12 protein-coding genes are annotated in these 11,811 nt (G+C 65.9%); 7 read left to right on the top strand and 5 right to left on the bottom strand.

Annotated elements, in window-relative coordinates; genetic code table 11:
• Nucleotides 1–21: 21 nt before the first annotated feature.
• The gene (gene miaB / locus CIHUM_RS06710; protein ID WP_074431996.1) at nt 22–1,548 is read left to right on the top strand and encodes a tRNA (N6-isopentenyl adenosine(37)-C2)-methylthiotransferase MiaB; all 1,527 of its coding nucleotides are present in this window, start codon (nt 22–24) and stop codon (nt 1,546–1,548) included.
• A 17-nt stretch (nt 1,549–1,565) separates the two neighbouring features.
• The gene (locus tag CIHUM_RS06705; protein WP_034998743.1) at nt 1,566–2,180 is read left to right on the top strand and encodes an Rv2732c family membrane protein; all 615 of its coding nucleotides are present in this window, start codon (nt 1,566–1,568) and stop codon (nt 2,178–2,180) included.
• 68 nt (nt 2,181–2,248) lie between these two features.
• Here the strand turns inward: CIHUM_RS06705 and CIHUM_RS06700 are convergent, their stop codons facing one another.
• A complete protein-coding gene (locus CIHUM_RS06700) occupies nt 2,249–3,328 on the bottom strand; it encodes a GNAT family N-acetyltransferase (RefSeq protein ID WP_034998745.1) in 1,080 nt (359 codons plus the stop codon).
• Between the two features lie 13 nt (nt 3,329–3,341).
• Complete coding sequence (locus CIHUM_RS06695; protein WP_081634415.1) at nt 3,342–4,703, bottom strand: DUF349 domain-containing protein; 1,362 nt, start codon at nt 4,701–4,703, stop codon at nt 3,342–3,344.
• A gap of 127 nt (nt 4,704–4,830) precedes the next feature.
• Here CIHUM_RS06695 and CIHUM_RS06690 point away from each other — a divergent pair, with 127 nt between their 5' ends.
• The 4 genes from CIHUM_RS06690 (at nt 4,831) to CIHUM_RS06675 (ending at nt 8,139) form a co-directional block, all read left to right on the top strand.
• Nucleotides 4,831–5,397 carry a hypothetical protein gene (locus CIHUM_RS06690; RefSeq protein WP_034999283.1) on the top strand — a complete coding sequence of 189 codons (567 nt, stop codon included), beginning with the start codon at nt 4,831–4,833 and terminating at the stop codon, nt 5,395–5,397.
• Nucleotides 5,394–6,293, top strand: coding sequence for a tRNA (adenosine(37)-N6)-dimethylallyltransferase MiaA (gene miaA / locus CIHUM_RS06685; protein ID WP_051106371.1), 900 nt, complete (start codon nt 5,394–5,396; stop codon nt 6,291–6,293). Before CIHUM_RS06690 ends, miaA begins: the two co-directional genes overlap by 4 nt.
• The gene (gene dapF, locus CIHUM_RS06680; protein WP_034998750.1) at nt 6,290–7,099 is read left to right on the top strand and encodes a diaminopimelate epimerase; all 810 of its coding nucleotides are present in this window, start codon (nt 6,290–6,292) and stop codon (nt 7,097–7,099) included. Before miaA ends, dapF begins: the two co-directional genes overlap by 4 nt.
• A gap of 128 nt (nt 7,100–7,227) precedes the next feature.
• Entirely contained in the window at nt 7,228–8,139 is a 912-nt protein-coding gene (locus CIHUM_RS06675) for a hypothetical protein (protein WP_034998751.1), read from the top strand.
• 39 nt (nt 8,140–8,178) lie between these two features.
• Here CIHUM_RS06675 and CIHUM_RS06670 read toward each other — a convergent pair whose 3' ends face one another.
• Together CIHUM_RS06670 and CIHUM_RS06665 are read right to left on the bottom strand one after the other, a co-directional pair.
• Nucleotides 8,179–8,694 carry a hypothetical protein gene (locus tag CIHUM_RS06670; RefSeq protein ID WP_034998753.1) on the bottom strand — a complete coding sequence of 172 codons (516 nt, stop codon included), beginning with the start codon at nt 8,692–8,694 and terminating at the stop codon, nt 8,179–8,181.
• A 19-nt stretch (nt 8,695–8,713) separates the two neighbouring features.
• Nucleotides 8,714–9,466: a hypothetical protein gene (locus CIHUM_RS06665; RefSeq protein WP_034998755.1), complete on the bottom strand. Its 753-nt coding sequence runs from the start codon at nt 9,464–9,466 to the stop codon at nt 8,714–8,716.
• A 70-nt stretch (nt 9,467–9,536) separates the two neighbouring features.
• On the opposite strand from CIHUM_RS06665, the gene hflX reads away from it, so the two are divergent.
• Nucleotides 9,537–11,072, top strand: coding sequence for a GTPase HflX (gene hflX / locus CIHUM_RS06660; protein ID WP_081634416.1), 1,536 nt, complete (start codon nt 9,537–9,539; stop codon nt 11,070–11,072).
• Here hflX and nagB read toward each other — a convergent pair.
• Nucleotides 11,069–11,794, bottom strand: coding sequence for a glucosamine-6-phosphate deaminase (gene nagB, locus CIHUM_RS06655; RefSeq protein ID WP_034999287.1), 726 nt, complete (start codon nt 11,792–11,794; stop codon nt 11,069–11,071). The two genes, hflX and nagB, sit on opposite strands and share 4 nt — an antisense overlap.
• Nucleotides 11,795–11,811: the final 17 nt, after the last annotated feature.

The raw sequence follows: 11,811 nt of genomic DNA, 5'->3' as shown, positions 1-11,811 counted from the left end.
ATCTGGTTAGACTGTCTCGCCGTGACTACGGCGAGCACCACCCAAAACAACAATCCGCGCACCTACGAGGTGCGTACGTTCGGTTGCCAGATGAACGTGCACGACTCCGAGCGTCTTTCCGGCATGCTCGAAGACGCGGGCTACGTCGCGGCCGGTGCAGGCGAGCAGCCCGACCTGGTGGTCTTTAACACCTGCGCGGTGCGCGAGAACGCCGATAAGCGCCTCTACGGCTCGCTCGGACAGCTGAAGAATGTCAAGGCCGAGCACCCCGGTATGCAGATCGCGGTCGGCGGGTGCCTGGCGCAAAAGGACCGCGACACCGTCATTGAAAAGGCGCCGTGGGTCGACGCTGTTTTTGGCACCCACAACATCTCCGCGCTGCCGGCATTGCTCGACCGGGCGCGTGTGGAGGATGAAGCCCAGGTGGAGATCGTGGAGGCCCTCGAGGTCTTCCCGTCCGTGCTCCCCGCGAAGCGCGAGTCCGCGTACGCCGGCTGGGTGTCTATCTCTGTGGGCTGCAACAACACGTGCACCTTCTGCATCGTGCCCAGCCTGCGCGGCAAGGAGGTGGACCGCCGTCCGGGCGAGATCCTCGCCGAGGTCAAGGCATTGGTGGACCAGGGGGTGTCCGAGGTGACGCTGCTGGGGCAGAACGTCAACTCCTACGGCGTGAACTTCGTCGACGACGACATGGAGCGCGACCGCTCCGCATTCTCCAAACTGCTGCGCGCCTGCGGCGACATCGAAGGTTTGGAACGTGTGCGTTTCACCTCCCCGCACCCGGCGGAGTTCACGTCCGACGTCATCGACGCGATGGCGGAGACCCCGAACGTGTGCCCGCAGCTGCACATGCCGCTGCAGTCCGGCTCCGACAAGGTGCTCAAAGACATGCGCCGGTCCTACCGCTCCAAGAAGTTCCTGGCCATTTTGGACGAGGTGCGCAAGAAGCTGCCGCACGCGGCGATCACCACCGACATCATCGTCGGCTTCCCGGGCGAAACCGAAGAAGACTTTCAGGCCACTCTCGATGTGGTTGAAAAGGCCCGCTTCACCTCCGCGTTTACCTTCCAGTACTCGCCGCGCCCCGGCACCCCGGCGGCGGAGATGGAAGATCAGATCCCCAAGGCTGTGGTGCAGGAACGCTTCGAGCGCCTCCACGCGCTGCAGGAGCGCATCAGTACGGAGGAGAACGCGAAGCTCGTTGGTACGCGCCAGGAGCTTTTGGTGCAGGAGGACGGCCGCAAGAACGACCGCACGCAGCGCATGTCCGGCCGCGCTCGCGACGGGCGCCTGGTGCACTTCGCGCTCGAGGGCAACATCGACGGCGAGGTCCGCCCGGGCGATATTGTCACCGTTACCATCACCGAGGCGAAGCCGCACTACCTGATCGCGGATTCCGGCATCCACGAGCACCGCCGCACCAAGGCCGGCGACAACTCCGCGAGGGGAGAAGTGCCTACCACCGCGCCCATCGGTGTGGGCCTCGGCTTGCCGACGATCGGCCAGCCCGCCGCCGCACCGGCAGATTCCGCCTGCTGCGGGAGCTAGGGCTACAGTTGGGCGACATGACGCAGCCCAACACCGAATCCCTTGCCCGCGCGGAGAAGAACGCCGCATCCACCGTGGACATGGGGGCGAAGCGCTGGGTGCTCGCCGCCGCAGTAGCCATCTATCTGGTGGCGCTGTTGCTTCCGTTCGTGGGAGGGGCGTCGCTGTGGCAGGTGCTCGCCGCAACTGACGCGGCGAAGGATGCCCAGACCGCGATCACGGAGTACGTCTTCGCGTGGATCTCGCTTGTCGGCGTGGGCATCCTGACCACTCTTGCCGTGGTCACGCAACGCTTCGCGCTCGCGGTTCCTGCATGGATGGTCACCACCGTCTCCCTGGTCTACTCGGTGCTGGGCATCTGGCTGCGCAACTCCAACGCCTCCGGCATCAGCCGTGGCCCCGGCTACTACCTGGTGGTCCTTGCAGTGGTGATCGTGGTGTTCACGGTGTTCCCGCTGATCCTGTCGCGCAACGAGGAGCAGGCGGCCGTCGCGGGGAAGCGCGCCGAGGCGCAGGGCAAGGACGAGGTGGCGCTCGCGCAGCGTGCGGCGGTGAGGGAGCAGGAAAACCCTTTGCTTATCGACGACCGCCGTGCCCGCGCAGCAGAGCGTCACCGCAAGACGTCGGACTAACGGATATCAAGCCGGGGCGGGTCACCCTGTAAACGCCGATATCGGCGTTTACCAGGTGAGCGCACTGCCTAACTTTCCTGCCACGCGGTGGTGGTAGAAACCACCTCAGCGTCAAGCCCGCGCATGATGGCGTTCGCCGCGGGCGAGTCGGCGGGGTAGGAGCAGTAGACGGTCTCTAGGTCCTCCCAGATCTCTTTGGCGCGGGTCAGCGACGCGCGCAGCAGCGCCGAGCCGATGCCGCGGCCGCGGTGCTCGGGCAGTACGTAGACCAGGCCCAGCTCGCATACTTTCGTGTCGTCGGCGAGAAAGCGCACCACCTCGCACAATCCGACGATCACGCCGTCGACGTAGGCGAGGCCCGTCAGCTGCGCGCCGCCGCGGTCCTGCAACCGCGCGCCGGCGTCGCGGATGCGCTCGAGGTCCCATTCGATGGTGTCCATGACCAGCTCGCCGCGCGGGTAGTCGCGCGACGCCGCGGTGAGCAGGTGGGAGAACTGCTGCACCTCGTCCGCGCCCGCCTTGCGGCGCGAGAAGAACCCCGGTCCTTCGATGACCGCGAACTCGGCGTCTACGGCGTGAGGCAGGCCCTGTATCGCGGAGATGGAAAACGTGCCCTGATCTTCGCGGAACGCCGGCGTGTAGCCGTAGCCCCGCACGTGCGGCGGCTCCTCCACGTCGAGGGCGTGGGTCACCCATAGTTGGCGGGTGGGGCGGGAAAGGCGGGCCGACAGGTCGTCGAGAAGCTTTAGTGCGCTTTCCCACGGTGCGTCGGGGACTGGCTCACCCGGAAGGGGAGCGAGCTCGGAGTCGAACGTGAAGTTTGCTTCGATCACCCCGCGGTCCTCCAGTAGGGGCAGGGAGACGAACAACCAGGCGTCGAGGAAGTCAAGGTCCTCGGCGAATAGTTCTGGGTAGCCCAGGTTGGTGACCGGCCGCAGATGCTGCGAGGTAGTCAGGCCGAACAGCAGCGCCTCGGACTCGGCGGAGGGCTCGAGGCGTTTGGCGATGTGGGCGGCGGACACGCCGGAGGTGGCAAGGCCGGTGATGTCCTGGATGGCCAGGGTGGCGGAAAAGGCGTAGCCCCCGACCACGGCCTCGGCATTGTCGCCGTGGTCTGGTCGGGGGACGAAAAGGTGGGGGTGGAGCACTCGCGCTAACTTACTAGCCCTCGTTGACGGCCTTGGCGGCGACGTCGGCGAACTCCTGCCACTGCTTCGCCTGCTCGCGCAGGGAGGCGGCCTTGGTGGCATCGCCCTTGGCCTCGGCGGCCTCGGCCTGCTTGGTAAAGTCGTCGGCTTTGACCTGGAACTGGTTGACCTTGTCCTGCTGCGCCGGGTCGGTCTTGCGCCAGCGGGAATCCTCGGCCTCAGAGACGCGCTTTTCGATGCTGCCGATCTTGTCCTCGAACTCGCGCACACGCCCGCGCGGAACAAAGCCGATTTCGTCCCACTTGTCCTGCAGCTCGCGTAGCTTCGCCTTCGCCGCGCCGAGGCCCTTCGCGGGGTCGATGAGCGAGTCGTACTCCGCAATCAGCGCGTCCTTCGCTTCGGCGTTGGCCTCGAACTCGCGGTCGCGTTCGGCGTTGATGGCGTTGCGGGCCTCGAAGAAGTGGTCCTGGGCGGCGCGGAAGCGCTCCCACAGCTTGTCGTCCACCTCGCGCGGGGCGCGGCCGGCGGCCTTCCACTCCGTCATCAGATCGCGGTATGCGCGGGCGGTGTGGCCCCAGTCGGTGGAGTCCTTCAGCGCCTCGGCGCGCTCGACCAGCTCTTCCTTGATTTTCCTGGCTTGGGCGCGGTTGCGGTCCAGCTCGGCGAAGTGGGAGCCGCGGCGACGGTTGAAGCTGTCGCGAGCGCGCGAGTAGCGCTTCCACAGCTCGTCGTCCGTTGCGCGGTCGATGCCGCGGATGCCGCGCCACTCCTCCAAAATCTCGCGGATGCGGTCGCCCGCGGCCTTCCACTCGGTGGAGTTTTCGGCTAAGTCCTCGGCTTCAGCGGCGAGTGCTTCCTTGCGGGCGATCGCCTGCTCGCGCCGCTGCGCCTTCTGCTCTTTCGCCTTCTCGCGCGCGGTGTCAGAGGCGTCGATTGCCTTGTCTAGGCGGGCCTCCACAGCGTCGATGTCGCCGATTACCGCAGCGTCCGTAAGTGAAGCCTTGAGCGCTTCCGCGGACTTGCGCAGCGAATCCGCGTCTTCCGGGTGGGCGCGCAGTCGGGTCTCGATGAGCTCCACCTCGGTGACCAAGTCGTCGTAGCGCTGGCCGTAGTGCGCCAGACCCTCCTCGGGCGTGCCCGCCTGCCAGGAGCCGATCTGGCGCTCCTGACCGCCGCGGGTGAGAAAAACGTTGCCGTCTTCGTCCACGCGACCGAACTTGGACGGATCCGACGGCTCGCGTGCCGGCAGGGGAGCCGGGGTGACGGTCTTTGCCGCTGCTCTCGGGCGCGGCCCTGGCTTCTTCGCCATCGCGGCCGGCGAGGGCGCCTTGGTGCCCGGGGTCGGAGTGGAGTTCGAATCGGTCATGGTGGACATCCTTTCCGCGGCCTGTGGTGTGGCCGCACTGTGCCGCGCGTCGCGGCTGCCTTGCGCAATGCGTGCGATATTACCGGCACTTCACGCCCTGCGGGGAGCAAACGGGGCGCTGGGTAGGGTTGTGCGCGTGAGACCCAACCTCTGGATCGTGCCGGGATCGCCGGCACTCGCGCTTTCGCCTAGCGACGACGCTTCACAACGCCTTGTCAAGGCCGTCCGCGCACTCGCAGGCACCGCCGACGGCAGGGCGATCGACATCGTCTGCTCGCTCGACGATCGCTGGCGCACCGCCCACACCGGGTCCTTTGCTGCCTGGGGCGGGCCCGAAATCACCGTGCGCGCGGGCAATCACTTGGGTGAGCTGGTCGCGCGTTTCGCGTTGGGGGATCCGGAGGTGCGCGAGGTCCGCGGCGTAATCGGCACCCACGACCCGGACGCGGTGACCGTGGTGGTGCTCGACGGCCCGGCGGGGTTGACCCCGCGCGCCCCGCTCGCGCTCGTGGACGGCGCGCCGGAGTACCACCAGCGGCTGTGTAGGTGGCTAGACGGTGGGCAACCGGAGGTCGTCGATAAGCAATTGCCCGAACCTGCGTTGTGGCATGAACTTGCAGCCCTCCGGCCGCGAGAGGCCCGGCTGATCGACCACGACGACACCTTGGGCGTGGGACGCTACGTAGCGGAGTGGAGCGTATGAAACCGATTGCAGTAGTGGGACCGACCGCCAGCGGCAAGTCCGCGCTCGGCATCGCGCTGGCGCACGAGTTCGGCGGCGAAGTGGTCAACGTGGACTCCATGCAGCTGTATAAGGGCATGGACATCGGCACCGCAAAGCTGCCCGTGGCAGAGCGCGAGGGCATCCCGCACCACCTGCTGGACATCTGGGAGGTCACCCGCACCGCCTCGGTGGCCGAGTACCAGGAGCTTGCGGTGGCGACGGTGGAGAAGATCATGGCGCGCGGCAAGGTGCCCGTGCTGGTGGGCGGATCGATGCTGTACGTGCAATCGCTTATCGACGCCTGGTCGTTCCCACCCACCGACCCCACCGTGCGCGCGAAGTATGAAGCCCGTCTCAGCGACATCGGGGTGGACGCGCTGCACGCGGAGCTGGCCGAAGTGGACCCGGCCGCCGCGCGCATCATCGAGGACAAAGACCCGCGACGCACGGTGCGCGCGCTTGAGGTGATCGAGCTGACCGGCAAACCGTTTCAGGCATCGCAGCCGCCGAAGAACGCGGCACCGCGCTGGGGCACGCGCATCCTGGGGCTGCGCACCAACGCCGAGTGGCTCAACCCGCGCATCGAGCTGCGCACCAAGCTCATGTTTGAGCAGGGGCTTATCGACGAGACACGCGGCCTGGTGGACGCCGGCCTCGTGCGCGACTCCACCGCCGGGCGCGCCATCGGCTACGCCCAGGTGCTGGCGCTGCTGGACGGCGAGCTCACCGAAGCCGAGGCAGTAGAGCAGACGATCACCGGCACGCGCCGGTACGTGCGCCGCCAGCGCTCCTGGTTCAACCGCGACCCGCGCACGGTGTGGCTGGACGCGGCCGGCGATGACGTTGTGGGTGCCGCGTTAGACTCGCTGGCGTGAAATTTCTTAAAGCGCACGCCACCGAAAACGACTTCGTTGTCCTCATCGACGTTGACGACCAGCTCGACGTAACCCCGGAGCAGGTTGCGTTCCTCTGTGACCGCCGCGCCGGCGTCGGCGGCGACGGGTTGTTGCGCGTGGTGCGCCGCGGGGGAGCCGAAGGCATGTGGTTTATGGATTACCGCAACGCCGACGGCACCATCGCGGAAATGTGCGGCAACGGCATCAGAGCGTTCGCGCACGTGCTGGTGGCCGAGGGGCTTGAAGACGTCTCCGAGTTCGACGTTGACACCCGCGCCGGTGTCAAGCACATCCGGGTGATCTCTGCCGATTGCGCCGACGCGATTGTCTGCGTGGGCATGGGCCGCGTTGAGGTCACCGGTGTGTCCACCGCGGCGATGGGCGAGCAGCAATTCGCGGGCATCGGCGTGGACGTGGGCAACCCGCACCTGGCGTGCGTGATCCCGGGGCTGACTCCCTCGAACCTTGCGGACTTGGAGTTTGTGTCCCCTGAGTTCGACCCGGAGTTCTTTCCCAAGGGTGTCAACGTGGAAGTACTCACCGAGCTTGATCAGGGCAGCGTGCACATGCGCGTGTGGGAGCGCGGCGTGGGCGAGACTCGCTCCTGCGGCACCGGTACCGTCGCTGCCGCGCAGGCAGCACTTGCGGACGCGGGCATTGAGAACGGTTCCGTGATCGTGAACGTGCCGGGCGGGGCCATCGAGGTCGTGCTCGACGACGGCGAGGCCACCATGACCGGCCCGTCGACGATCGTGTTCCGCGGGGAGCTGGCGGACGAGCTGTAAGTTCGCGGGGGATTGCGCGGAATAATGCGTCGCGATGAATATTTATCGCGGTTCCAGAACTTTTTGTCACACGTCGGCATATGGTTCAACTGCCGTTGTTTTTCCCAGCATTCGGACAGGAGTCTCCCATGCAACGCAAAGTTCTCGCCTCGGCTGTAGCCCTTGGCCTGTCTGTTTCCCTCGCCACCGTTCCGGTCGCTGACGCCGCGCAAATCGGAGCGAAGGATGATCTCGGTTTCTGTTCTGTCCGTCTCACCGATGCGGAGCAGCGCTACTTCGACCAGGCGATCGGCGACTTGAAAATTGAGCAAATCGCACGCGATGCTGCCACTGCGGTAGAAGCCGTATACCCGCAGTTTAAATCTCCAGCGGACGCGCTTTTTCGGGAACCGGTCGTGCGTGAATTCGCTGAGGCCATTGTAAAGGATGAGGAACCGTCTTGGGATAGGCAGCTAGCTTTTTATGAGATTCAGTCGAGGGAAGCTGATCGCTTTAAGGATGAGCAAACTGCCGACGCCTACCTCAGCTATATCGAAGTTCGATCGCTCTCTGAGTTCCCGGAAGCTGCGGCCGCGGCTGGTCTCGAAGAGGAGCTCGAGTTCTTTTCGATCACTGAGGTGTACGCCTCGCGGGATAGCTACCAAACTGGAGATCTTGCTGGCTCCATGGCAGATGACCTCGGGATTCCGCAATCGAAGATCGCGGACTTCCGCAATGGTTTCGCCAAGACACGAACGGGTAAGACGCTGCCAGCGTTGCAGGAGGAGTACGGCGCTGCGATGACTGGCGCACAGACCGCTTGTGCAGATGGCGGCAAGCGCGACGTGAAGTTCCCGACCGCGAAGACGACCAAGACTGATCAGACCAAGCCAGGTGACAAGGCCGGCGACAAGGCCACCGACAACGCCAAGAACAACGGCTCCAGCGAGGACACCGGCAAGATCATTGGCATTATCGCTGGTGTGCTGGTTGCACTCGGCCTGATTGCTGGCGGTGTGGTTGCCTTCGCACCGCAGCTGGGCATCACGCTGCCGTTCTAGCAACAGCTGCCCTCGGAATATCCGAGAAAAACTGAAGACTTACGCCGGGCCGATCTCTTTCGCGGCCCGGCGTGCGTCGTCCCAGGCCTCCTGCAGCTCGAAGGCGCGCTCGTCGGCGACGGTGAGGATGCGCTCCAGCTGCGCCTTGTCGGTGGATGCGGACTCCAGGTAGCCGTCGATGCGCTCTAAGAAGCGCCGGGCGGAAGACGCGCGGAGTAAAAACTCGTTGACTTGTGGCACCGAATTATCCGGGTTCGCCAAGGCGGGGTAGTGCAAGGTGCGGTTCGCGATGTCGGATGCGCTCGCGCCGTGCTGCAGCTGCTCGTAGGCGTCGAGCACCTCAGCGATGTCGTCGCGCGCGTACTGCAGCGACGACCGGATGGCCAGGACCTCCGGGTCAATCTGCACGCGCCGCACGAGCAAGATCGCCCCGATGATCAGCAGTGCCGACAGCAAAAGACCCGGCAGTTTGAGCGTGAACACCAGCAGCACAACGGCAGCGAGCACAAGTGCGCCGATAAACGCTCGGGAGAGATCCCTGTTCGGTGAGTTCATCGGGAAGCCTTTGTAACGTCTAGTGGCCGCCGCACCCGCAGGATCCGCCGCAGCCCCCACAGCCGCCACCGGAAGGCGTCGGGATGGAGCCCGCCATCACGGCGGTGCCGGCGATCACGGAATCGCGGGCGGGCAGCTCGCCGTCCGGCAGGCACACGTCGAACGGGAAGGCGGCATCCACGGAGACGTGGATGAAGCGCTGGCCGGTCAGCGCGGAGGTGCGGTACTCCGCCTCGAGCACGCGGGCCGAAAACTCAGCGCTCGCATCCGGGGTGGTGGCGCTGCCGGTCGCTACGGCCTCGGCGCCGGGGGATGCCACGGTGCCCACCACAGCGCCCGGGTGCAGCGCAAGGTAAGCCTCGGTGGATTCGTAGCGGTCAACCGCCAAGCCCAGCGCCGTGACGGAGAGTTCCTGCCACTCGAGCGCGGGATCGTCCACAAGCAGCGGCTCCTGCGCGAGGTTCACCGTCAGCGATGCCATGGCGTTGCCGCGGGGATCGACAACATCGGCCAGCGCGACAACGTCGTTAAGCGGCGTAATGTGCGCGTAGGTGCGGGTGATCGACTCGAAGCCCGCGAACGTGGCAAACGGCTCCACAGCCAGGATGTTCAGCTGGGCGCCGGACGGGTCGGTGTACTGAATCAGCTGGCCGCCGCGGACCTCGCCGACGACTGCGAGGCGGTCGGTGGCAATCGCGGCTTCGACCGCATCCTGCCACTTGTTAAAGCTCAAGCCGAGTGCGGAAAGATCGGTGCTCACTGCTGTGCTCATGGCCGTAGATTCTAGTCAATCGTCCTAGTCGGGAAGAATCCTGGGCCATACTGCGTTCTATCGGGTAGATATGACAGTGACAGATTCAACACACAGGAAAGATCGCTTTTTGCTTGAAGACGAACTGACGCCAGAGCAGCGCACCCACGAGGAGCTGCTGCGACAGGCGTTTCGCCACAACGAGCCACAGCCCGGCGCCGAACCCACGGTCGGTGCCCTCGACCTGGCGGACCGCAACTCCTTCCGCTCAGTCGCCGGCGCGACGGAGCTGCGCTCCGAAGACCACGTCGACATCTACGAGGTGGAGTACCGAAAGCTCCGCATCGAGCAGGTCCTCCTTGTCGGCGCCTGGACCGAAGGCACCGTGGCCGAGATTGAGGCGAGCATGTGGGAGCTGGCGGCGCTGGCGAAAACCGCCGGTGCCGAGGTACTGGACATGCTGTACCAGAAGCGCGATAAGCCGGACCCGGGCACCTATATCGGCTCGGGCAAAGTGGCGGAACTGCGCGAAATCGTGCAGGCCACCGGTGCGGACACGGTGATTTTCGACGGCGAGCTTTCACCGTCGCAGATGATCGCGCTTGAGGAAGCGCTGAAGATCAAAGTGATCGACCGCACCATGCTCATCCTCGACATCTTCGCCCAGCACGCCAAGAGCAAAGAGGGTAAAGCCCAGGTGAGCCTGGCGCAGATGGAATACCTCTACAGCCGCACCCGCGGCTGGGGCGGCAACCTGTCGCGCCAGGCCGGCGGCCGCGCCGGCTCCAACGGCGGCGTCGGCCTGCGCGGTCCCGGTGAGACGCGTATTGAGGCAGACCGTCGCCGCCTGCGCACGGAGATGGCTAAGCTGCGCCACCAGCTGCGAGACATGACCACCGCGCGAGAGGTCAAGCGCGCGAAGCGCCAGCGCTCCACCATCCCGAAGATTGCCATCGCCGGCTACACCAACGCGGGCAAGTCCTCGCTGATCAACGCCATGACGGGCGCCGGCGTGCTGGTGGAGGACGCCCTGTTTGCCACCCTGGACCCGTCCACCCGCAAGGCGAAGCTTGCGGACGGGCGCAACGTGGTGCTCACCGACACCGTCGGGTTCGTCCGTCACCTGCCCACCCAGCTGGTCGAGGCATTCAAGTCGACGCTTGAGGAGGTCGCGGGGGCCGATCTGGTGCTGCACGTCGTGGACGGCTCCGACGCGTTCCCGCTGAAGCAGATCGAGGCCGTCAACGAGGTGCTCGCGGAGGTCACCCGCGATTCCGGTGAGGAGATACCCCCGGAGATCGTGGTGGTGAACAAGATCGACGAGGCCGACCCGCTGGTGCTAGCCGAGCTGCGCCACGCGTTTGAGAAGACCGGGCGCACGGCAGTGTTCGTTTCCGCGCTGACCGGCGAGGGCATCGAGGAGCTGGAGGCCCGCATTGAGCAGCACCTCAACTCCATCGAGGCGCACGTGACCATGGTGGTGCCGTACACCCGCGGCGACGTGGTCAGCCGCGTCCACGACGAGGGCACGGTGCGCTCGGAGGAATACGAGGAGGCGGGCACGCGTATCGACGTCCGCCTGCCCCGCGTACTCGCAGAGCAGTACGCGGAGTTCGTGGTGAGCTAGCGCTCGAGCTTCGCCGCCGCGTCCTCGTCGAGGATCACCGTGGTTCGCGGGTGGTTTTGCAGCACCGATGCCGGGCAACCCGGTGTCACCGGCCCCTCAACGAGGGCCTTGACTGCGTCGGCCTTATTCGGGCCGGTGGCGATGAGCACAATGGTGTGCGCCTCCATGATGGTGCCCACGCCCTGGGTCATGGCCTTGCGCGGCACCTGGTCCTCGTTGTCGAAGAAGCGGGCGTTATCCGCCACGGTGGTGGGGTGAAGGTCGATCTCGCGCGTGCGCGAATCCAGGGCGCTGGGCGGCTCGTTGAACGCGATGTGGCCGTTGGCGCCGACGCCGAGGATCTGCACGTCCACGCCGCCGGCGGCGGTGATGCGTTCCTCGTAGCTGCGGGCTTCTGCCGCGGGGTCTGCCGCCAGGCCGTCGAGGGACTGCACCTTCGCATCGTCGATGTCGATGTGGTTGGTGAACTCGCGGCGGATGGTGGCGTAGTAGGACTGCTCGTCGGAGCGTTCCAGCCCGACGTACTCGTCCAGGAGGAACGCGTCGCACTGCGCGAAGCTCAAGTTCTCCTCGCGGTGGCGGCGGGCCAGCTCCATGTACGTGGGGTTCGGGGTCGAGCCCGTGGCCAGGCCGAGCGTCGCGCCATCGCGAACGAACGGTTCGATGATGTCGGCTGCGGACACGCCTGCGTCTTCGGCGGTTGGGCGCACAATGATTTCCATGGTGATCAAAAATAGCA

The organism is Corynebacterium ihumii, from assembly GCF_028609825.1.
GTDB lineage: Bacteria > Actinomycetota > Actinomycetes > Mycobacteriales > Mycobacteriaceae > Corynebacterium > Corynebacterium afermentans.
Note: the sequence above shows the minus strand (reverse complement) of the source record. Positions and strands in the feature narration are given on the sequence as shown.